Annotated in this window: 19 protein-coding genes; 12 read left to right on the forward strand and 7 right to left on the reverse strand. The window is 40.6% G+C overall.

From position 1 onward, the window contains the following. Nucleotides 1-122: 122 nt before the first annotated feature. The 5 genes from mltG to CDW55_RS05320 form a co-directional block, all read right to left on the reverse strand. On the reverse strand, nucleotides 123-1,157 hold the full coding sequence (gene mltG / locus CDW55_RS05300) for an endolytic transglycosylase MltG (protein ID WP_088468735.1): 1,035 nt from the start codon (nucleotides 1,155-1,157) through the stop codon (nucleotides 123-125). Between the two features lie 40 nt (nucleotides 1,158-1,197). Next, nucleotides 1,198-1,974 carry a diaminopimelate epimerase gene (gene dapF, locus CDW55_RS05305; RefSeq protein WP_088468736.1) on the reverse strand — a complete coding sequence of 259 codons (777 nt, stop codon included), beginning with the start codon at nucleotides 1,972-1,974 and terminating at the stop codon, nucleotides 1,198-1,200. A 103-nt stretch (nucleotides 1,975-2,077) separates the two neighbouring features. After that, nucleotides 2,078-2,743 carry a nicotinamide riboside transporter PnuC gene (gene pnuC / locus CDW55_RS05310; RefSeq protein WP_088468737.1) on the reverse strand — a complete coding sequence of 222 codons (666 nt, stop codon included), beginning with the start codon at nucleotides 2,741-2,743 and terminating at the stop codon, nucleotides 2,078-2,080. A 121-nt stretch (nucleotides 2,744-2,864) separates the two neighbouring features. Continuing rightward, a complete protein-coding gene (locus CDW55_RS05315; protein ID WP_088468738.1) occupies nucleotides 2,865-3,302 on the reverse strand; it encodes an OsmC family protein in 438 nt (145 codons plus the stop codon). A 4-nt stretch (nucleotides 3,303-3,306) separates the two neighbouring features. Then, the gene (locus tag CDW55_RS05320) at nucleotides 3,307-3,618 is read right to left on the reverse strand and encodes a rhodanese-like domain-containing protein (RefSeq protein WP_088468739.1); all 312 of its coding nucleotides are present in this window, start codon (nucleotides 3,616-3,618) and stop codon (nucleotides 3,307-3,309) included. 249 nt (nucleotides 3,619-3,867) lie between these two features. On the opposite strand from CDW55_RS05320, the gene CDW55_RS05325 reads away from it, so the two are divergent. The 4 genes from CDW55_RS05325 (at nucleotide 3,868) to CDW55_RS05340 (ending at nucleotide 8,323) form a co-directional block, all read left to right on the forward strand. Continuing rightward, nucleotides 3,868-5,409 carry an APC family permease gene (locus CDW55_RS05325; RefSeq protein WP_088468740.1) on the forward strand — a complete coding sequence of 514 codons (1,542 nt, stop codon included), beginning with the start codon at nucleotides 3,868-3,870 and terminating at the stop codon, nucleotides 5,407-5,409. Nucleotides 5,410-5,455: 46 nt separating this feature from the next. Beyond that, entirely contained in the window at nucleotides 5,456-6,472 is a 1,017-nt protein-coding gene (locus tag CDW55_RS05330) for a WD40/YVTN/BNR-like repeat-containing protein (RefSeq protein WP_088469517.1), read from the forward strand. Between the two features lie 584 nt (nucleotides 6,473-7,056). After that, nucleotides 7,057-7,833: a copper resistance protein NlpE gene (locus CDW55_RS05335; protein ID WP_088468741.1), complete on the forward strand. Its 777-nt coding sequence runs from the start codon at nucleotides 7,057-7,059 to the stop codon at nucleotides 7,831-7,833. Between the two features lie 196 nt (nucleotides 7,834-8,029). Then, nucleotides 8,030-8,323 carry a putative quinol monooxygenase gene (locus tag CDW55_RS05340; protein ID WP_088468742.1) on the forward strand — a complete coding sequence of 98 codons (294 nt, stop codon included), beginning with the start codon at nucleotides 8,030-8,032 and terminating at the stop codon, nucleotides 8,321-8,323. Nucleotides 8,324-8,508: 185 nt separating this feature from the next. Here the strand turns inward: CDW55_RS05340 and CDW55_RS05345 are convergent, their stop codons facing one another. Next, entirely contained in the window at nucleotides 8,509-9,189 is a 681-nt protein-coding gene (locus CDW55_RS05345) for a type 1 glutamine amidotransferase domain-containing protein (protein ID WP_179285913.1), read from the reverse strand. A gap of 201 nt (nucleotides 9,190-9,390) precedes the next feature. Beyond that, nucleotides 9,391-9,954 (reverse strand): Crp/Fnr family transcriptional regulator, encoded by a 564-nt coding sequence (locus tag CDW55_RS05350; protein WP_088468744.1) that lies wholly within the window; start codon nucleotides 9,952-9,954, stop codon nucleotides 9,391-9,393. A gap of 324 nt (nucleotides 9,955-10,278) precedes the next feature. Here CDW55_RS05350 and hemN point away from each other — a divergent pair, with 324 nt between their 5' ends. The 8 genes from hemN (at nucleotide 10,279) to CDW55_RS05390 (ending at nucleotide 22,523) form a co-directional block, all read left to right on the forward strand. After that, the gene (hemN, locus tag CDW55_RS05355) at nucleotides 10,279-11,640 is read left to right on the forward strand and encodes an oxygen-independent coproporphyrinogen III oxidase (RefSeq protein ID WP_088468745.1); all 1,362 of its coding nucleotides are present in this window, start codon (nucleotides 10,279-10,281) and stop codon (nucleotides 11,638-11,640) included. Nucleotides 11,641-11,830: 190 nt separating this feature from the next. Continuing rightward, nucleotides 11,831-14,740 carry a protein translocase subunit SecD gene (gene secD, locus CDW55_RS05360; RefSeq protein WP_088468746.1) on the forward strand — a complete coding sequence of 970 codons (2,910 nt, stop codon included), beginning with the start codon at nucleotides 11,831-11,833 and terminating at the stop codon, nucleotides 14,738-14,740. Nucleotides 14,741-14,838: 98 nt separating this feature from the next. Then, nucleotides 14,839-16,062: a TCR/Tet family MFS transporter gene (locus tag CDW55_RS05365; protein ID WP_088468747.1), complete on the forward strand. Its 1,224-nt coding sequence runs from the start codon at nucleotides 14,839-14,841 to the stop codon at nucleotides 16,060-16,062. Between the two features lie 68 nt (nucleotides 16,063-16,130). Continuing rightward, nucleotides 16,131-16,457 (forward strand): twin-arginine translocase TatA/TatE family subunit, encoded by a 327-nt coding sequence (locus CDW55_RS05370; protein ID WP_088468748.1) that lies wholly within the window; start codon nucleotides 16,131-16,133, stop codon nucleotides 16,455-16,457. 1 nt (nucleotide 16,458) lies between these two features. After that, the gene (locus CDW55_RS05375) at nucleotides 16,459-17,028 is read left to right on the forward strand and encodes a phosphatase PAP2 family protein (protein WP_088468749.1); all 570 of its coding nucleotides are present in this window, start codon (nucleotides 16,459-16,461) and stop codon (nucleotides 17,026-17,028) included. 113 nt (nucleotides 17,029-17,141) lie between these two features. Further along, nucleotides 17,142-19,991: a DNA polymerase I gene (gene polA, locus CDW55_RS05380; protein ID WP_088468750.1), complete on the forward strand. Its 2,850-nt coding sequence runs from the start codon at nucleotides 17,142-17,144 to the stop codon at nucleotides 19,989-19,991. A 26-nt stretch (nucleotides 19,992-20,017) separates the two neighbouring features. Further along, complete coding sequence (locus CDW55_RS05385) at nucleotides 20,018-20,896, forward strand: glycosyltransferase family 2 protein (RefSeq protein ID WP_088468751.1); 879 nt, start codon at nucleotides 20,018-20,020, stop codon at nucleotides 20,894-20,896. A gap of 4 nt (nucleotides 20,897-20,900) precedes the next feature. Continuing rightward, nucleotides 20,901-22,523: an amidohydrolase gene (locus tag CDW55_RS05390; protein WP_088469518.1), complete on the forward strand. Its 1,623-nt coding sequence runs from the start codon at nucleotides 20,901-20,903 to the stop codon at nucleotides 22,521-22,523. The last annotated feature ends 2 nt before the right edge of the window (nucleotides 22,524-22,525 follow it).

The following is a 22,525-nucleotide window of genomic DNA, read 5'->3' on the forward strand; positions in this document are numbered from 1 at the left end:
CAGCACCCTTACCGGGATGGCAGGTACAGACGATTAGATGGCAATTTTTTTAATGTAACAGTTAATTAGACGCTGTTTTCGCGAAAATGTTAAACCAGAAGATGTTAAATAATGTTAAACATTTATTTAATATTTTTGGAATTGAGCCATTCTTGGTAGTCCCGGGCATTTTTAGCATGCTCTGTATCGCTTGCAGTAAAGCGGTGAAACCCGAATTTATCCGGATCAGCAGCCATAAAGATGTAATTATGCTGCGCAGGATTCAGAACCGCATCCACGGAGTTTTTATCAGTAATACAGATAGGTCCCGGCGGAATTCCCGCGTTGGCATACGTATTATAGGGAGAAGGGTGTTTCAGGTGCTTGTAAAAAACTCTTTTGATTGGCGTTGTAAAGTTGCTGTCTTTGTTAATAGCATAGATTACCGTAGGATCACTCTGCAGTTTCATGCCCTTTCTGTAGCGGTTCAGGTAGAGCCCTGCAATGGTTTTCTGCTCATCCGGTTTACCGCCGGATTCTTTGTACACGATGGAGGCGAGGGCGTAAATCTGGTCACGGGTTAAGCCGCTTTGTTCTTCTTTGGCTTTTCTTTCCGCAGTCCAGAAGTCATTATACTGGTCTTCGAATTTCTTGAAAAACTGTTCCGGTGTTACCGTCCAGAAGAAATTATAGGTGTCAATGAAGAAGTATTTCTTCAGGTCTTCTGCATTGCTGTAGCCTTTTTTAACCGCAATGGTGTTCAGATCTTTAACAAATCTCAGAGAATCCAGTTCGGTTTTCTTGGAGACGCGTCCCACCATTTGGTACACATCACCAAAATCACCAATCCTGTAGGTATTTTCAGTTTGGTTGCCGGCTTTAATCATGTTCACGAGATCGGTGTTGCTCGTTCCTGATTTAATGCGGTAACGACCCGCATTGAAGTGTTTGCCCAGGTTTTTGTCTTTGGCTACCGCTTCAAAACTTTCTTTGTTTTTAATATAAGGAGCAATGGAATCCAGAATAGAATTCATACTGGCCGAATGCGGAATCAGGATGTAGCCTTCTTTTTCCACATTGTTTGCGAAAAACTTCTGGTAATACCGGAACCCGAAAAATCCACCGATTAAAAGAATGGCCAGTGCGATAACGGCAACAGCCGAATTTCCTTTTTTCATATACTTCTTACTGTTTTTTTTATTCTGATTGTTGTTCTGATCAGAGATCTATTTTTCCTCTGAAAACCTGTTTTGCCGGACCTTCGAGCCATACCTCCGTAAATGAACCACCGTGCTGTTCGGCATATACTTTAAGGTTTCCGCCAAGAACTTTTACGTTCACCATGTTTTCGTCTCTGTCTTTCAGGTAAACGAGTGCCGCAGCTGTAGCGCCGGTTCCGCAGCTGAACGTTTCGTCTTCAACTCCGCGTTCGTAGGTTCTCACAAAGATTTCGTGGTCACCCATCTCTTCCACAAAATTTACGTTAATTCCTTCATTTCTGTAAGTCGCGGAATTGCGGATTTTGTTACCCTGATCATAGACTTTAAAATTGGCCACATCTTCCACATACTTTACGTAATGGGGCGAACCGGTATTCAGCACACTGTCTTCGCCATCTTTACTAATCCCGGCAACATCAATCATTTTCAGTTTTACGATACCGTTGTGGATTTCGGCTTCGTGTAGCCCGTCCACCGCTTCAAACGTAGCAGTGTTCTCAAATATATCCAGAAAATGAGCGAAGGCTACGATGCATCTTCCGCCGTTTCCGCACATGGTGCTTTCGTTACCGTCGGAATTATAATACACCATTCTGAAGTCTGAATTTTTATCATCTTCCAAAAGGATTAGCCCATCGCCACCAATTCCGAACCGGCGGTCGCAAAGTCTTTCGATCAACTCTTTTTCTTTGGGAAACTGCAGGTCGCGGTTATCAATCATCACGAAATCGTTGCCTGTTCCCTGGTATTTATAAAATTCTATGGTTTTCTGCATAATAAACCGAAATGGTTATAAAATATGGCAGCAAAGATACTTAAAACCGGTAATTTCATTTTAAGTTGCTGCGTTAAAGTTTTTACAAAATATGGGTTCGTCTTTAAGGGCTCGGAACCCTGCTTTTTTTCCATTCCAGATACCCGATCACCGCCATCACCGTAAAAACCAGATACTGAACAGAGGTAATGCCGAGCCCTTTGTAAAGCATCATGGGTACACAGATGAGGTCGCCGATGATCCAGAAAATCCAGTTCTCGGTCTTTCTTTTCGCCATGAGCCACATCCCGACAAGGAAAATAGCAGTGGTGAAGATGTCGAGCCAGTTGGCCCAGTCGAGGTGATACAGTCCGAAGTTTACATTTTCAGTAGAAAACTGATTGTCGATTAATGGTTTGTAATAATATACCACCATAACAAAAACCAGACTTAGGGCAAATAAAACCGATGCTACCAGCCAGTCTTTTTTGGTGGCTGCAGAAACTTCTACATGTACATGGTCTTCAGCGTTTTTAGCCCACAAAATCCAGCCGTAAATGCTCATTACTGTGTAGTAGAAATTAATCATCATGTCGCCAAGTAACCCGAATTTGAAGAGGATGTAAACATAAAGTGCCGTAGAAACAATCCCGGTAGGATACACCCAGATGTTCTTTTTAATCGAGAAATACACGCTAAGCAGGCCGAAGACCGCCGCAGTAATTTCCAGAATAATCTGATAGGTTTCGTAGGATTCGTAAGGTTTCAGGAAGAGATCGTAGAAATTCATGACTCAAAGATAATTTTTTTGCCTGACTATCGTACGCGGTGGGACAGCATTTTCCAGATAAGACTTCAGCAAAAGAAAAACCCCGATAATACCGGGGTCCTGTCATTTTCACTTTTCTGTTTTATGATCCGACTACAATCTTCGGAGTCATCGTAATTTTTGAATTTACTGAATTCGAGATTAGGCAGTTGGCTTCAGCTTTCTGAAGAACTCGTTCTGCTTTTTCACGGTCTTCTTCGTTAAGAATGACCACTGTTGGTTCCAGAATCACTTCGGTCATCAGGAATTTACCGTCGATCCGGTCGAGCTTTCCGCTGGATTTGCAGGCAAACTCTTTGAACTGGAGTTTAGAATTTTCCGCGATCGCCACAAAAGTTGTCATCAGGCAGCTTGCCACGGCGGCGGTAAAAAGATGTTCCGGCGACCAGATTCCCTCCACACCGTTCGGGAACTGAGGTGGGGTAGCCACTTCTACTGCGGTGTTAAGTTCGGGAGAAGTCATTTCGCCGTTGCGCCCGCTTTTCCAGTTAATGTCTACATTGTAAAAATGTGCATCCATGATATTAAATTTTATTGTTTAAACTCATCCAGCCGCCACCGTTGTACACCTGGGTATAGCCGGCATTTTTCAGAATCGTCAGGGCCGAAGAACTTCTCATTCCCGACGCGCAGCAGGTAATGATCGGTTTGTTTTTATCTTTAAGTCTTGCCAGGTTTGCGGCCAGCTGGTCTACCGGGATATTAATGGAATTCTTAATATGGCCGCCGGCATATTCGCCTTTGCTTCTTACATCTACTACGGTGGCGCCCTGTTTTACAAGTGCGGCGAAATCGGTGGTTTCCATCCCGAACAAATTTTTAATCGAATCGAACATAGCTCTGTATTTTTACTGTTATTTAATGATGCAAAGGTAGGGCAAGCCTGCACGGTGTTCGGTAACAGATGTTACATTGCATAATGTGATCTGCTTCGGAATAAAAATGAAAAGGTGAATTATCTTTTTCCTTTCAAAATCAGTGAATAAGCCAATAAAAGCCATTAAAACTCAAATAAAATCACCAGAAAATAATTATATCTCAAAATATTTTATATTTTTGGAAATCTTTAAAAAAATTAAAAACTTATGGCAAATATTTGGATTAAGAAACCCATGGAAGCGTATGAAGCAGACATTAAAAAAAGCGAGCTGAAACGTGTATTGGGGAAATGGAGTTTGACAGCAATTGGTATCGGTGCCATCATTGGCGGCGGTATTTTTGTTTTAACAGGTACCGGAGCGTATTATCATGCAGGACCGGCGCTTGCGCTTTCTTTTGTTATTGCAGGCATTGCGTGTGTGTTTGCTGCTTTGTGTTATGCAGAATTTGCCTCCATATTACCGGTGGAAGGATCGGCTTATGCTTATGCTTACGGAACCGTAGGCGAGGTGTTCGCCTGGATTATCGGGTGGGGGCTCATCCTGGAATATGCCATGGGATCCATGACGGTCGCCGTATCCTGGTCGGGTTACTTTACCAAATTCCTGCACATGTTTGGGATCCATTTGCCAAACTGGCTTACGACCGATCCGCAAACCTTTGCGGCAGCGGGCGGAACAGGATTCTCCATGAACCTGCCGGCACTACTGATCGTGCTTTTCGTTATTTCTATTCTAGTAAGAGGAACCAAAGGCGCTGCGAAAGCCAATAACTTTATTGTAATCCTAAAAGTGTCGGCTATTATTTTCGTAATTATCGCCGGTTTGTTCTTCATCAATGTTGAAAACTGGACTCCTTTTATTCCTGAGCCTACTGTAATTACAGAAAACGGAGTCTCACATGAGGCCTACGGATATGCAGGTATTGTAGCCGGAGCTTCTGCTATTTTCTTTGCGTATGTAGGTTTCGACGCCGTTTCTACGCAGGCCGGTGAAGCTATTAATCCTAAGAAAGATGTACCGTTTGCGATTATTACCTCTTTGGTGATCTGTACCATTCTATATATTTTGGTATCTCTGGTACTTACCGGGATGATGCATTACACCGATTTCAATCCGCTGGGGAAATATCCTGATGCGATTAAGGCGCCTGTAGCGTATGCTTTCGATATTGCAGGGCAGGCGTGGGCAGGGTATATTATTACCATTGCTGCGACGGTAGGATTAATTTCTGTATTAATGGTGATGATCATGGGACAGTCAAGAATTTTCCTTGGCATGTCGAAGGACGGTTTAATTCCTAAAACCTTCTCTAAAGTAAACGCTGCGAGCGGGGTACCGAGAAAAAACCTGATGATTCTGGGCGCTGTAATTTCTGTGGTTGCGGCTTTTACCCCGATCAATGACCTGGCGCACATGACCAGTTTCGGAACTTTGTTCGCGTTCACCATGGTGTGTGTAGCGGTTTGGATGTTGCGGGTGAAGCAGCCTAATCTGCCAAGAAGCTTCCGTGTGCCGTTTTTACCGGTGATCGCTACATTGGGAATCCTCATCAATGTTTACCTGATCATTAACCTGAGTATTGAAGCCCAGACGTACTCGTTCATCTGGCTGCTTATCGGTACTGTGATTTATTTTCTTTACAGTAAAAAACATTCGAACCTTCAGAACGGCGGTTTTGGTGAGACTTTCAAAGCCGAGCAGGAGCCTCTGGAAAAAGTAGATGTCGACATCGATAACAAAGATTAATTAATTTCCAAAGTCCGCATTGATGCGGACTTTTTTTACTATGCTTATGAAAAAATCAGCTTTAATTATTCTGTGTCTGTTCAGCCAAATCATTTTTTCACAAAAGCTGGAAACAAAAATTCTTCTGAAAGATAAAATCTCCATCCGAGCCCTGCAGCTGTATGACGGTAAAGTGTGGTACTCCGGCACCGATTCCAAATTCGGATACGTGAGTCTGAGGGATACAGCGGATAAAAAGCAGCTGAAACTTTCTGAAAAGAACTTACAGTTCAGAACGCTGGGGCAGGATCAAAATGCTTTTTACGCTATTAATATTGAAAGTCCGGCTTATTTTTTTAAGATTGACAAAAAGTCTTTAAACTCAAAAATCGTTTTTACAGATACTGCGAAAACCGCTTTTTATGACGCACTGCATTTTGGCAAAGACGGATTTGGATTTGCTTTAAGTGACCCAAACGGAAAAGAAGCAGCAACTTCTTCCTTAAAAACCGGCGGTAAACTCTGGCAAAAGTGTCCTGCGAGCTGTTTGCCGGAATTTAAAACTGGTGAAGCTGCATTTGCAGCCAGTAATACCAATATTGCTTCATCAAAAAAACAGATGTGGTTTGCAACCGGCGGGCTATCTTCGAGAATTTTCAGACAAAATATTAAATCTTGCGGCTGGGAAGTTTTCGATACCCCTTTCATCCAGGGCACTTCTTCGCAGGGCATTTATTCCATTGATTTTTATGATGATAAATTCGGTATCGCAGTGGGTGGCGATTACACCAAACAGGCCGAAAACATCAACAACATCGCAACGACCCACGACGGCGGCGAAACTTGGCAGATTCAGGCTTCAGGGAAAAATGCCGGGTATAAAACCTGTGTAAAAATCCGCCCGAAATCCAAAGGAAAAGATATCATTGCCGTTGGGGACCAGAATATCGAATTCTCCAGTGATTATGGGAAAACCTGGACGAAGATTTCCGATGAAAAAGGATTGTATGTGTGCGAATGGCTCGACAAAAACACCTTGATTTTTGCGGGCAAAGACAGAATTGTGAAAATGACCCTGCGCTGACCAGACTTCTCAATCAATAAAAACTTAATCTTCAAGCGTGCTGAGCCGCGAATTCATACGCATGCAGACCGAATGTTACTCACCCTGCATGCCCGCCCACAGATACGCTGCAGATAACAATTTGGAATAATAAAGACTGCAGGTTATAACCAGACTTTTGTCCTTCTTAAAAAGCCGACAATGAATTGAAAAAATCATCGAATCAAAATAAAAATAAAAAACGCTGAAATAGATTTCTGTTGAACGAAAGATTCGAAAGATTTTTTTAGCATTATGGGTTTATCGATAAAAAATTTAAAAATACTGAAGAGACCTCTAGAATGGTCTCTTTTTTGTAAGTCAGTTGCAACCTTTTTAAATTGATCTTAACAAAGTTGTGCAAGTAGTTAAGCTACCAAAAATTAAGTTTGTTATTTTTTCCTCTATGGGAAATCACCTGCAACGATAACAGCAGTTTTTCGATGGAAATTTATTCTTATATCAAAGATAATTACTTCAAATTTTAATACTTCTCAAGACTTAAATCTGTCTTTTAGAATCAATAATTAGGTCATCAAACATTTTAAATTAATCAAAAAAAAATAATGAACACATTTAAATTTTTAACCGTAGCAGCACTAACCACCATTTTTGTTTCTTGCAGCGACAGTAAATCGACCGTTGAAACTGCAAATAAAGAGCAGGAAAAAACTGAGGCACAGCAGAATAATGATTTTTCTACAGGAATCTACACTGCAACGTTGCCTTGCGCTGATTGTATGGGAATCGAAACCTATATTACCTTTCAAAAAGACAACAAAGCGGTTAAAAGTACAATGTATTTAGACAGCGACGGTACTTCTGAAAACGAGTATGGTACTTGGACAAAGAATGATGACATTATTGAAGTATCCATCCCAAATTCGCCCACGGAATATTATATGGTAAAACCTAACAAAACCTTGGTTAGATTGGATGCTGACAAGAAAGAAGTAAGCGGAGAATTAGCCAAAAATTATATTTTTAAAGAAGTAAATGCTTATACGCCCGCTCAATTGAACGGTACCTATAACACCAACGCCAATGGAAAAGGATACAAACAAATTCTGGAATTGAAATCTGAAAATGACAGTATATACTCGGTGAGAATTTCATTTACCGGCGCTTTAAAAGGATGTACGTTTGAGGGCAAAGGAAAGTTAGTGAATAATCAGATTGATGTTGATTTAAAAACCATCAATAAAGAATTAAAAGGGACGATGACGATTTTATTTAAGGATAAAACAGCTGAAGTATTTACTTCGAGATTTGAAGATAGATTCGCATTAAATTACTTTTGTGGCGGCGGTGCAAGTTTAGCCGGAGATTATTATAAAAAATAATACTAAAGCTACCCAAGGAATCGTCTGAACTACTTTCTGCTGAACAAATTGTAGGTGGGCAGCACAAATGATGCTGATTTGCGATGATCCACATTAACGTTATTTAACATCTTTTGTGTTTTTAGACTGGTTAGTAAAACCTATTTTTGTTATAAAGAGTTGAAGAACACTCTTAATAACATTAAAATTTTAAATTATGGAAAAGTTTGCAATATTAGCTAGAGTAGAAGCAAAACCGGGTAAAGAAAATGACGTATTGGAATTCCTAAAGTCTGCCTTACCGCTTGCGGAAGGTGAGCCAGGAACCGTAAGATGGTATGCTTTACAAATTGGCCCTTCTACTTTTGGTATATTCGATACGTTCGGAACTACAGATGCAAGAGATGCTCACCTGAATGGTGAGATTGCAAAGGCTTTAATGGCCAATGCTTCTGAATTACTTGCTAAAGAACCTGTACTTGAAATGGTAGATCTACTAGCAGTAAAGTAAGCAATCGAACACAAATTTTTAATACAGTTAAATGGAGCCAGGTATTTCCCCGGCTCCATTTTTTTTTATCATTTTGTGAAAGGTTGAACCTTTGCTATGTATACAAGATTTATCTTGATTATTCAAAGAAAATTTCAATTGAGCACAAAAAAAAGAGACTGAAAACGTCTCTTTTCTATTCTTGATTATTGAAGTTTTTTAAGTTCTTCTAAAACAGCTTCGCCAACTGCATGAGCAGATTGAGGATTTTGTCCTGTTACCACTCTTTCGTCTACGGTAACGTGAGTTTGCCATAAACCAGATTTTTCAAATTTGGCTCCGCGTTCTATTAATTTAGATTCTAATCTAAATGGAACCACTTCATCTAATTTCACAGCAGCTTCTTCTTCGTTGGTGAAAGCATTGATTTTTTTGCCATCTACTAAAAAATTTCCATTGCTGAGTTTAATGTTCACCAATCCGGCAGGACCGTGACAAACAGCACTTACGACTCCATTTTTTTCGTAGATTTTTTGTGCGATTACTGCCAATTCTTCATTATCTGCAAAATCCCACATCGTACCGTGACCTCCAGCATAAAGAATCCCTACATATTCATCAGGATTTACTTCTGAAGGCGTCATGGTGTTCTGAATTTTATTTTGATAATATTCATCTGCCAAAAATCTTTCATTGACCTTATCATCTGGAGTATTTCCATAATACGGCGGGTTTCCACCTTTTGGACTCACGAAATCTATTTCGTAACCAGCATCTACTAATACAGCCCAAGGATGTGTTACTTCACCTAAATAATAACCGGTAGATTCACCAGTGTTTCCTAATTTGTCGTGGCTCGTAACCACGAATAATACTTTTTTGCTCATTTTGTTAGATTTTATTGTTTGTGCATTTATCATACTAATCCCTAAAAAAAGAATACAAACCGTTAAGAAAATAATCTTGGATAAAAACTTGTTGTGATTCATTTTACTATTGATTTTTAATGATTTGATAGTGCAAAGGTAAATGCAGCTCCCCACAAACAACAGGACTTACCTCACAACTTTTTTGTGACCTACATCACATTACACCGAAAGCCGACTTAAGGTTTCTCTGGAAACACCTAAATATGAAGCGATTAATGTTTTGGGCAATCGTTGTAAAAGTGTGGGATATTGAGAAATAAATTGTTCATAGCGTTCTTTGGCATTGCTATTCAGCAGAGATAAAATCCTTCTTTGGAGCGCTATATAACCATTATTAGACTTTTTCCTGAAAAAATGTTCTATTTTATGCATATCTGCACATAGTTTCTCTCGGTTATAGAGAGACAAAGTAAGTACTTCGGTAGATTCTAATGCATCAATGGAAAAAGTAGCTTCCGTTTGATTAAAATACGCTTGATAATCGGTAATCCACCAATCTTCCATTGCAAATTGCATGATGTGCTCTTTCCCTTCTTTATTCAGGTAAGAAGCTTTTAACAAACCATTCATCACAAAATAATCATTTTGTACGGTTTCTCCTTCTTGAATTAAAATCTGATGCTTTTTAAATTTTTTCAAGGTAAAATGAGACAGGATGTACTCGAACTCTTGGTCAGTTAATGGCGTAATTTTCTCAATTTGACGTCTTAAAATCTCACTCATATTTTTATCATTCTAAATTGCAAACAAAAGAATTGTTGACTCCAAATGTAAACTATTGAAACCAAAAAAATCCATCGCTCTTGATGGATTTTTTAAATAGGGTAGATGGAATTCTTACGGATTGGTAGAGAAATTAGAATAGATAAAATCATATCAATTCCGGTAACAAAAGAATTACCAACCATCGGTTGCATCAAAATAATAATACGATGAGGTAAAACCCATCGAATTGAAAATCCTAAGGTTCTTTGTTATCATGATAGGCAATTTTTCAGTTGACATTAATCAGTGAAACAAAGGAAATAAATTTCCTACTTTTGCACCATGAATACTTCACTCATCAATAAATATAATATTCCCGGACCGCGTTACACTTCTTATCCTACTGTTCCTTTTTGGGACGAAGCGGCTTTTACCGCGGATTTGTGGCAGCAATCCGTCATCCGATCTTTCAATGAAAGCAACGATGCTGAGGGAATTTCCATCTATATTCACTTGCCGTTTTGCGAGCAACTTTGTACGTTTTGCGCTTGTCATAAACGCATTACCAAACAACATTCTGTGGAAACACCTTATTTGGAAAGTGTGCTGATGGAATGGAAATTATACCTGCAATTATTTGGTAAAAAACCGAAAATCAAAGAACTTCATTTGGGTGGTGGCACGCCAACATTTTTCTCGCCTGAAAACCTTAGAATCTTATTGGAAGGGATTTTCGCTCACGCTGAAATTGCCGAAAATCCGGAGTTTTCTTTTGAAGGACATCCGAATAATACCACGAAAGCGCATTTGCAAACTTTATACGATTTAGGCTTTAGAAGATGCAGTTTCGGGGTACAGGATTATGATCCGCAAGTTCAGAAAGCGATCAACCGAATTCAGCCTTTCGAAAATGTAGAAAGAGTGACCAATTGGGCTAGAGAAATCGGTTATAAAAGCGTTTCTCACGATTTGGTTTTCGGACTTCCTTTTCATAATTGGGAAAAAATGGAATATACCATCCGCAAGACTTTGCAACTGAAACCCGACCGTTTGGCTTTCTATTCTTATGCACACGTTCCGTGGATCAAAGGGGTTGGACAGAGAGGTTTTGATGAAAACGATTTGCCAAGTGGAGAGGAGAAAAGAAAACTTTACGAAAACGGAAAAAAACTCTTGGAAGATTTGGGCTATATCGAAGTGGGGATGGATCATTTCGCATTGGAGCATGACGACCTATATCAATCGATGGTTTCGGGAGAGATTCATCGAAATTTCATGGGCTATTCATCCAGCAAAACCCAATTGATGGTTGGTTTGGGAATGAGCGCTATTTCGGATTCGTGGTACGCCTTTGGCCAGAATGAAAAAACAGTGGAAGGTTATCAGAAATTGGTGAAAGAGGGAATACTTCCTGTGGTTAAAGGCCATATCCTGAACGAAGAAGACCTGAATATCCGCAGACACATCCTGAATTTAATGTGCCGTCTGGAAACTTCATGGGATCTTCAGAATTCTTTCCCTGAGCTTGAAAACGCGCTGGAAGCTTTAAAGGAAATGGAAGCCGACGGTTTGGTGGAACTGCACGATAATTCCATAAAGATCACCGAGAAAGGACGGGCCTTTACCAGAAACGTTGCCATGACGTTCGATCTCAGAATGATGCGCAACAAGCCCGAAACCAGAATTTTCTCCATGACGATATAATAGGGAGGCGGCCATTGAGCCGCTTTTTATATTTCAGTCGGGAAACCCGCAAAACGCCGTTGGTTTAGCAATGTTTTGAGAGTTTTTATCCATTTATAATTCAATCTAAATTATTTTGTTAAAAATTCTTAATTCTATTGAAAATCATTATATTTGCCGACTATAATTTTAATGTTGTAAACTATTAACAATGCAAGGAAAAGGACTTATTACGCTGGTTGCGATAATTCTGGGACTTATTTGTCTTAATGAATTGTTACCAACCTGGTATGCAGGCAAAATTGAAAAACAGGCCACTGAACTCGCCGGTAACAACCCGGAAAAGTATCAGAAAGAGATGGCCAGACTTTCTAAAGACACCCTGAATCTCGGTTTTACAAAACTTTATTACTCCCAGGCGAAAGAAAAGGAAATGAAGCTTGGTCTGGATCTGAAAGGCGGGATTAACGTACTCTTGGAGATCAACCAAAGAGATTTGGTAAATAACCTAACCAATTATTCTACCAATCCGGTACTTCTGGAGGCGCTGGACCGTACCGACCAGATGCAGAAAAACTCTACCAATCCTTATATCAAGGATTTCTTTACCCAATTCGATCTGGTAAATAAAGAAAAAGGGACCAACCTGAAACTTGCAGACGCTGAAATCTTTGGGAACACTAATCTTTCTGAGATTAAATTCAATACGCCCGATGAGCAGGTTAAAAAAATTATAGAGAACAGAATTGAGCTTTCTACAGGGACTGCCTACGAAGTAATCAGAACCCGTATCGATAAAATGGGGGTTACGCAGCCGAATGTGCAGCGTGTACCAAGAACAGGAAGAATTTCTGTGGAAATGCCTGGCGTGAAAGACATCGACCGGGTGAAAAAAATGCTTCAGACTTCTGCGAAACTACAGTTTTGGGAGGTTCAGCAGCTTCAGGAAGTGTATCCTTACCTGGAACAGCTTAATGCTGTAATCGCTACCAAAGGTGATTCTATGGGTGTTGCCAAAAATACCAACCTCATAAACCTTTTACAGTTAAATTCGTTAAGATCTAACGGTGTTGCGAATGTAAAACTTTCCGATACTGCTGCGATTAATAAAATCATCAACAGCAAAATTGCTCACGATTTAAGACCGCAGAACATTAAATATACCCAGTTTATGTGGGGATATAAGCCGGAAGCAGGTGACGCAAACAATCTTGTACTTTACGCCATCCGTGGAAACATCAACCAAAAAGCTCCCGTAGACGGTGCGGTGGAATCTGCAAGGGTAAACTATGATGACCTTGGAAGAATCGTGGTCGACATGCAGATGGACTCTAAAGGTTCTAAAGACTGGAAAACACTGACCGGTAAAAACGTAAACAAACCCGTTGCCGTAACATTGGATAACGTGGTTTATACCGCACCGAACGTTGTAAACGAAATCCCTAACGGTAGAACACAGATTTCCGGAAGTTTCTCTCAGGAAGAGGCTCAGGACCTGGTAAACGTTCTTGGAGCAGGTAAACTGCCTGCAGGTGCAAAAATTGTACAGGCAGAAGTGGTAGGGCCATCACTGGGAGCAGAATCGGTAAATGCCGGGATGTATTCCTTCATCATCGCCTTTGTAATCATTATTCTTTATATGCTGTTCTATTACGGTGGGGCAGGGATTTATGCGGTAATCGCGATTTCTTTCAACTTGTTTTACCTGATGGGAATCATGGATTCTGTAGATGCTACGCTTACGCTTCCTGGTATCGCGGGTATCGTACTCTCCATGGCAATGTCGATTGATGCGAACGTAATTGTATATGAAAGAACCAAAGAAGAACTCTTTGCCGGTAAAAATATCCGTGAAGCATACAACGAAGGTTTCAACTTCTCGCTTTCGGCGATTATCGACGGTAACATAACTTCACTTCTTACAGCGGTGGTGCTTTATATCTTCGGTACAGGTCCGATTCAGGGTTTTGCGGTAACATTGGGTATCGGTATTATCCTTTCGATGTTTACCTGTGTACTTTTAACGAGAGTACTTATTTTCAGCAGACTTGAAAAAGGAAAAGGTCTTTCTGTATGGACTAAATTCAGTAAAAACATCTTCAGAAATACCTGGGTTGATTTCATTGGAAAAAGAAAATATGCTTATATCATTTCCGGAATTATTACCATCATCTGTCTTGCTTCCATCTTAACTTCAGGATTTAAATTCGGGGTCGACTTTAAAGGAGGCAGAAGTTATGTGGTACGTTTTGAGAAACCTGTAGTGGCAAATGACGCTGCCGATAATCTTGAAAAACAGTTCGTTAACAAAGAAGGCCAGAAAAACGCAGTGGATGTGAAGACCTTCGGAAGCGATAACCAGCTTAAAATAACAACAGATTACCGAATTGATGAAGAAAGTGTAGAAGCCGATCAGGATGTTGAAAGCAAATTGTTTAACGGACTGAAGCCTTATCTTCCTGCAGATGCACAGCTTTCAGGGTTTAAAGATTCAGGAAGCAGTTACGGAATTGTAAGTTCTGTAAAAGTAGGACCTACGGTAGCGGATGATATTAAATCAGGCGGTGTTATTGCATTGCTTATTGCACTGGCCGGGATTTTCCTTTACATTTTGGTACGCTTCAAGAAATGGCAGTTTTCAACAGGCGCAGTGGCTTCGCTAGTGCATGACGCGATTGTAATTCTGGGTGCTTACTCGATCCTGAAGAATGTAATGCCTTTCAATATGGAGATCAATCAGGATTTCATCGCGGCAATTCTTACGGTACTGGGTTACTCCATCAACGATACGGTAATCATCTTCGACAGAATCCGTGAATATCTAAACGAGAAAAAAGCCATAACTCTGGAAGGATTATTCAATGACTCCATTTCAAGTACCTTGGGAAGAACGTTTAATACCGCATTCATGACCTTCCTTGTAATTCTTGCCATCTTTATATTCGGTGGTGAAAACTTAAGAGGATTTATGTTTGCCCTGCTTATCGGGGTTGGTTTTGGTACGTATTCTACCTGGTTTATCGCATCAGCAGTATCTTATGATTTGCTGAAGAAGAAAGGGGTGGAAGGAACCAAGAAGAGTTTAGCTGCTAAGAAAGAAGCTACGCCTGAAGAAGCTTAATCTTATTTTATATAAAGAGAATGTCCTTTTAAAAAAGGGCATTTTTTTTGGCTTTGTAATAAAACTTGCTTTTACAAAAACTATCTTTGCATTCTGTCATGAAAAAGAATCAGAAATCCGCAGCCATCGGTTTTATATTTATCACATTGCTCATCGATATTACAGGATGGGGAATTGTAATTCCTGTGGTACCCAAGCTTATTCAGGAGTTAATTCATAATCCGGATCTCAGTGTGGCTTCTCAATACGGAGGCTGGCTGAGTTTTGTGTACGCCGCAATGCAGTTTGTCTTTGCATCGGTTCTGGGAGGATTAAGCGACCGGTTTGGGCGGAGACCGATTATTCTTTTTTCACTGCTTGGGTTTTCGATCAACTTTATGATTCAGGCTTTAGCACCGACTATTTTCTGGCTTTTTGTAGGCCGGATGTTCTCCGGAGTTACGGGAGCCAGTATTACAACGGCCAGTGCCTATATTGCCGATATTTCTACCGATGAAGACCGCGCTAAAAACTTTGGAATGATTGGAGCGGCTTTCGGATTGGGCTTCATCATCGGACCGGTGATCGGTGGTGTTTTGGGGCAGTATGGCGCAAGGGTTCCGTTTTACGCAGCATCGATTCTATGTCTTGTCAATTTTCTCTATGGCTGGTTTATTCTCCCTGAAAGTCTCGATAAAGAACACCGCCGTCCCTTTAACTGGAGGCGTGCAAATCCTATAGGTTCGCTTTTGCAGTTGAAAAAATACCCCAAAATCCTTGGACTTATCGCAGCTTTAATTTTCGTATATATTGCAGGACATGCGGTACAGACCAACTGGACATTCTTCACGATGTATAAATTCAAATGGACTGAAACTTTAGTCGGAATTTCTTTAGGAGTTTCAGGTTTTATGGCGGCTTTGGTTCAGGGCTACTTAATCCGCTTCATTCAACCTAAGATCGGAAACGAAAAAAGTATTTTCTACGGTCTTTCGCTGTACGCCGTCGGGATGATTTTATTTGCATTTGCAAGCCAAAGCTGGATGATGTTCGCGTTTCTGGTGCCTTACGGTCTGGGCGGAATTGCAGGTCCGGCGCTGCAGTCGGTCATTTCTTCGGAAGTGCCGAAAAGTGAACAGGGCGAACTTCAGGGCGCGCTGGCAAGTCTGGTTAGTCTTACCGCCATTGTAGGTCCACCGCTCATGACCAATACTTTTTATTATTTTACACACGATTCAGCACCGTTTATATTTCCGGGAGCACCGTTTTTCCTTGGATTTTTGCTGATGGCCATCAGTGCGGTAATCGTATATTATGTTTTCCGGGAGAAAAGGAGTCATTAACTTTTCCCTCGAAGATTTAAATTTTTAAAAATGAAAATTGATTTCATAAACTTTCGTAATTTTACGCCATGGAATTAAGTATAGGAGAGATGCTTTTGATTGCTGTTGCAATCGTCGTTTTATTCGGTCCAGATAAATTACCTCAGATTGCACGAGATTTGGGAGAGGGTGTGCGTAAGATGCGCGGTGCTATGGAGGATGTGAAAACTGAGATTTTAAAAGAAACCGATAATCCTGTATCTGAAATAAAGCGTGAAATCGACAAAGTAAAGCAGGCCGCCAAAGATTATAATCCACTTGCTGAGGCACAGCATAAGGAAGCACTCGCTGAAAAAGTACAACCTAAAGTTAATCTTGCTGACGACGACCAGCACGAAGGACCTGTAAGCCGTTAATATGCACGAAATCATTCAGGAAGACCAACAAGCCTTTCTCTACCTCAATAATCTGGGGAGCCAGCCGTTCGACCAGTTTTGGATTATGGTTTCTGCAACCTGGATCTGGGTTCCGCTTTATGTTATTTTTCTTTATTTACTGTACAAAGAATACAAAGTCCGGAATTTAATTTTCATTTTGATCTTCATTGCGCTGGGAGTTACGGTTTCAGATCAGCTTGCCGGGATTTTCAAAACCGGGATTGCAAGGCTCAGACCGTGTCATGACCCAACTTTGGAAGGTTTAGTAAGAGAGGTGAAATGTGGCGGGCAATTCGGTTTTTATTCCAGCCATGCTTCAAATACTTTCTTTATTGCCACGTTAATGAGCATCCTGCTTCGGAAAACCCACAAATATTTGCCCTATTTATTATTCTTCTGGGCCGCAATGGTTTCCTACAGCCGCATTTATTTGGGGGTACATTTCCCGATGGATCTTATCATGGGCGCTTTAATGGGCTTTTTCCTGGGCGGTTTTTTTGCGACACTTTCATTAAAAGTGATTTACAAAAGACAGAAAACAAATTCCTGACAGCGCCTATTTTTCACTGATTTTATTATTATAGTTTTTGGCGCTCGCTTCGCGAGCGCCAAAACTTCTGTTTTCGTCCCCGGCTTACAGCCAAAAATATTATCTTTGCTTTTATGTCACACAACAACGATAAACGGCTTTTCCTCATCGATGCGTATGCGATGATTTTTCGTGGATATTACGCCCTAATCCGCAGTCCGCGGATTACGAGCGACGGAAAAGACACGTCTGCCATTTTTGGGTTTACCAATTCTTTAATCGAGCTCATCCGTAGGGAAAAACCTACGCATCTGGCCGTAGTTTTCGACGTTGGGGAAGCCAGCGTGAGGACTGCTGATTTTTCAGATTATAAAGCCAACAGAAGCGAAACCCCGGAAGCCATTAAGATAGCAATTCCTTACATTCACAGGATTCTGGAGGCGATGCATGTTCCCATTCTTGGAGTTGAAGGTTATGAAGCCGATGATGTTATCGGAACCATTGCCTGCAAAGCAGAAAAAGAAGGGTACACGACCTATATGGTAACGCCGGACAAAGATTTTGCGCAGTTGGTGACCGATAAAATTAAAATTTACAAACCCGGATTAAAGGGAGCGGAATTTGAAATTTTAGGCGTTGAAGAAGTAAAAGCCAAATACGAAATTGATGATCCGAAACAGGTGATCGATTTCCTTGCCATGATGGGAGATTCAGTAGATAATATTCCGGGACTGGACGGTGTAGGCGAAAAAACTGCAAAAAAATTCCTTAAAGAATACGGAAGCATCGAAAACCTTCTGGCAAACACGCACGAAATTAAAGGGAAATTGCGTGAAAAGGTAGAAGCCAGTGCCGAACGCGGTATTTTATCAAAAAAACTGGCCACGATTATTTGTGATTCACCAATAGAATTTCATCAGGAACAGTACGATCTGGAAACTCCCGATTTCGAAAAAGTGAAAACAGTTTTCGACGAGATCGAATTCCGCAGACTGTATGAAAACCTTTACCGGGCTTTTGCGCCGTCCCAGGTAGAACCACAGAATGGCGATCCCAATAAAATTTCGCGGTATGACAAAGTTGAAAATCCTGCTCCGCAAGGAAATCTGGGAGCTGCGGCGGTTCAGCTCGACCTTTTTGCCAGCTACGAAGAACTCGATCACGCGACCAATACCAAGTCCAATATTACCGAGAACGATCATCTTTACCAATACATCGATTCTCCGAAAGCACAGAAGATTCTCGTTAAAAACCTGCTGCAGCAGAACGCCGTGTGTTTTGATACCGAAACCACTTCTTTAAATGAGCTGGAAGCGGAACTAATCGGGATGAGTTTTTCTTATAAAAAAGGGTTGGCTTATTACATTCCGCTTTCTGAAAACAGGGAGGAAGTTTTGGAAACGCTCGAAATTTTCAGGCCCTTATTTGAAAAAGAAGAAATCCTGAAGGTAGCGCATAACCTTAAATTTGATTATAAAATCCTGAAGCGGTATGGAATCGAGGTTCAGGGAGCAATTTTCGATACGATGATTGCCCATTATCTGCTGAATCCCGATGGTAGACACGGTATGGATTACCTTTCTGAAATTTATCTGAATTACAAACCGGTATCCATTGAAACGCTGATTGGCAAAGGAAAAAACCAGGTCACTTTGCGGGCAGTTTCCGTTGAAGAGCAAACGGATTATGCTGCTGAAGATGCAGATATTACGTGGCAACTTTACAAGCTTTTTGCGCCACAGCTTCACAAAGAAAATCTTCAGGATTTATTTTATAAAGTTGAAATGCCGTTAATGAAAGTTCTGGCCAAGATGGAACTTGAGGGTGTTTCACTGGATAAAAACTGGCTTGAACAGGAAAGTAAAGACCTCGAAAATGATCTGCGAGAGCTTGAAAAGAATATTTTTGAACTCTCCGGTGAAGAATTCAATATGAATTCCCCAAGACAGCTTGGCGAAATTCTTTTCGAAAAAATGCAGCTCGACCCGAAAGCGAAAAAGACTAAAACCGGTCAGTACGCCACTTCCGAAGATATATTGCAGAAGCTTTCCGGCAAGCATGAAATCATTAAATATATCCTAGAATACAGAACCTATCAGAAACTGAAATCAACATATGTTGATGCGTTACCTCTGCAGATCGACAAAAATGATCAGCGGGTTCATACCAATTTTTCGCAGACAACTGCAGCTACAGGCCGTCTGGCTTCGGTAAATCCGAATCTTCAGAATATCCCAATCCGTACTTTAAGAGGTCAGCAGATTCGCGGGGCTTTCGTTGCAGGTGAAGGGAAAAAAATTATTTCTGCAGATTATTCACAAATCGAATTGCGTTTGATTGCAGAAATTTCCAATGAGGAGAATATGATTCTGGCATTCCAGAATGGAGAAGATATTCACGCTTCCACAGCTTCGAAATTATTTAATATTCCACTCGAAGAAGTTAGCAAAACCCAGCGTTCTCAGGCGAAAACGGTGAACTTCGGCATTATTTATGGCCAGGGCGCTTTTGCTTTGGCTGAACAGACCGGACTTTCACGAACCGAAGCCAAACAGATGATTGAAGCGTATTTTGAAACCTATCCAAGACTTAAAAGGTATATGGCAGAGCAGGTGCAAAAAGCGCAGGAACTGGGTTATGTGGAAACAATTCTTCACCGGAAGCGCCACTTAAAAGACATCAATTCCGCTAATTTTGTGGTGAAAGCGCATGCAGAAAGAAATGCAGTGAATGCACCAATCCAGGGAAGTGCTGCCGATGTGATTAAACTGGCGATGATCAGAATAGATGAGAAGTTGACGGAACAGAATTTAAAAACCAAAATGCTGCTTCAGGTTCATGACGAACTTTTATTTGAAGCTCCGATAGAGGAAATTGAGGTCGCCAAAAATTTAATAAAAACCGAAATGGAATCGGCATTTGAAACCAAAGTACCTTTGCTGGTGGAAGTTGGAGTAGGTGATAACTGGCTGGAAGCCCATTAGCAAACGGAAATAAACGGTTTTAAACTATGAAATTCCTCATCATTATTCCTACGCACAACGAAGAAAAGAACATTCTTTTCTGTCTGGAATCCTTGAAAAATCAAACTTTCAAAGACTATAAAATTGTAGTTGTAAATGATGGCTCGAGTGACAATACTCAGAAGATTGTGGAGGAATTTGTCGCAAATCATCGAGATTTTGAACTAAAGAATTTAGAAAAATCGGAACATCAGCCTGGCGCAAAAGTGGTCCGCACTTTTAATAAAGGTTTGGAAACGGTGAACCTGAAAAGCTTTGATATCATCTGTAAATTCGATGCAGATGTTATTTTTCCGCCCGATTATCTCAAAATAGTAAATGAAGTTTTCGAGAATAATCCAAAAGCAGGAATGGTTTCCGGAATCGTAAAAATTAAAAAATCCGTTTTCGAAAAGAAACTGGCTTCCGATTTCAGAGACGAAAAAAAGCAGTGGATTTTCGAGAATATTTCCTCAAAAAATCATGTTCGCGGACCTATAAAATCTTACCGTAAAAAATGTTTCCAGGACATGAACGGTTTGCGGCCTGTTCTCGGTTGGGATAATATCGACGTGATGCTGGCAAAAAAACACGGTTGGGAAGTGGTGACGATTAAAGATTTGTGGGTGAAGCACCTAAGGCCAACCGCCTACAAATACAAAAATCAAAAAGCCGTAAAACTTGGTGAATATTTTTACAACATTGGTTTGAGTTTACCTTTGGCTGTAATTTCCTCAGCAAAATCTTCTTTAAAAAACAGATCATTTTCTGAATTTATTCTCACAATGAAATCGTTCCTTAAGCAGAAAGGTGAAAGGTCATTGACGAAAGAAGAACTTCAGTTCATCCGCAATTTGCGCTGGCGTGAAATGCTTAAAAAAAAATAAAATCATGAAATACATTTTTGGAATTTTTTCTGTCCTGCTTTCTTTAGGATTATCTGCACAAAAATCTGCGGATCTCATCATTACGAATGCAAAAATTTATACTGTTAACCAGAAATTCGATGTAGCAGAATCGATGGCGGTTACCAACGGAAAAATTCTTGCGGTTGGGAAAAGCAAGGATATTCTGAAAAAATATAAATCCCAAAACATTCAGAATCTCGACGGTAAAGCGGTTTTTCCGGGATTTATCGATGCACACTGCCATTTTACAGGCTACGCAACCGATAAGTGGAAATGTGAACTGTGGGGAACAAAATCCTGGGACGAAATTATCTCGCGGCTTACAGCATACTCCAAAAACGCTCCCATGCTATGGCTTTACGGCAGAAGTTGGGATCAAAACGACTGGCCGGTAAAGGAATTTCCGACGAAGGAAAAACTTGATCAACTGTTTCCGGACCGTCCGGTATATTTAAAAAGAATCGACGGACACGCCGCAGTGGCGAACCAGAAAGCTTTGGATATTGCAGGAATTACGGTGAATACAAAATTAACCGGTGGAGAAATCGAACAGAAAAATGGTAAACTCACCGGAATTCTAATTGACAATGCCATGCTTTTAGTAGAAAAACACATTCCTGAAATCAGCAGCGAAATGGCGATCAACTACTTTGCAGATCTTCAAAAAGAGTGTTTTTCTTACGGACTCACTTCACTTCACGACTGTGGAATTTCAACGCATACTTTTTCGCTTCTGGAAGAAATGCAGAAGCAGAATAAACTTCAGATGAAGATTTTTGCCTTGCTTGAGGACAATCCTACAAGTTACAACGAATGGATTAAAAAGGGCAGATTTACCAATGGTAACATCACTTTTGGTGGTTATAAAGTCTATTCAGACGGTGCTTTGGGAAGTCGTGGTGCGTGTTTGCTACACGATTATTCAGATAAAAAAGATTGGAAAGGTTTTCTTTTAAGTGATCAGAAACATTTTGAGAATTTGGCGAAAAAACTCAAAAACAGCGATCTTCAAATGTGTACGCATGCGATTGGCGATTCTGCCAACCGTACCATTCTGAAAATTTACGGTGATGTTTTAGGCATAAAAAATGACAGAAGATGGCGGATTGAGCACGCACAGATTGTGGAAAAAACCGATTTCGATCTGTTCGGTAAATATTCTGTTATTCCATCGGTTCAGCCTACACACGCGACTTCGGATATGTATTGGGCAGAAGAGCGGTTAGGAAAAGAGCGGCTGAAATATTCTTATGCTTACGAAGACTTATTGAAACAGAACGGCTGGCTTCCTTTGGGAACCGATTTTCCTGTGGAAGAAATCAATCCGATAAAAACTTTCTATGCTGCGGTGGCAAGAAAAGACGCGAAGAATTTCCCGGCAAACGGTTTCCAGAAAGAAAACGCGCTGACAAGAGAACAGGCGCTGCGCGGAATGACGATCTGGGCTGCAAAAGCTGCTTTTCAGGAAAAAGAAATAGGAAGTCTTGAAGTAGGAAAATCTGCGGATTTCGTGGTGCTGAATCAGGATTTAATGACTGTTGAAGAAGGAAAAATTCTTGATACAAAAGTGAATACAACGTATTCCAACGGAAAAAAAGTACATTAACC

Source organism: Chryseobacterium sp. VAUSW3 (genome assembly GCF_002205795.1).
Taxonomy (GTDB): domain Bacteria; phylum Bacteroidota; class Bacteroidia; order Flavobacteriales; family Weeksellaceae; genus Kaistella; species Kaistella yananensis.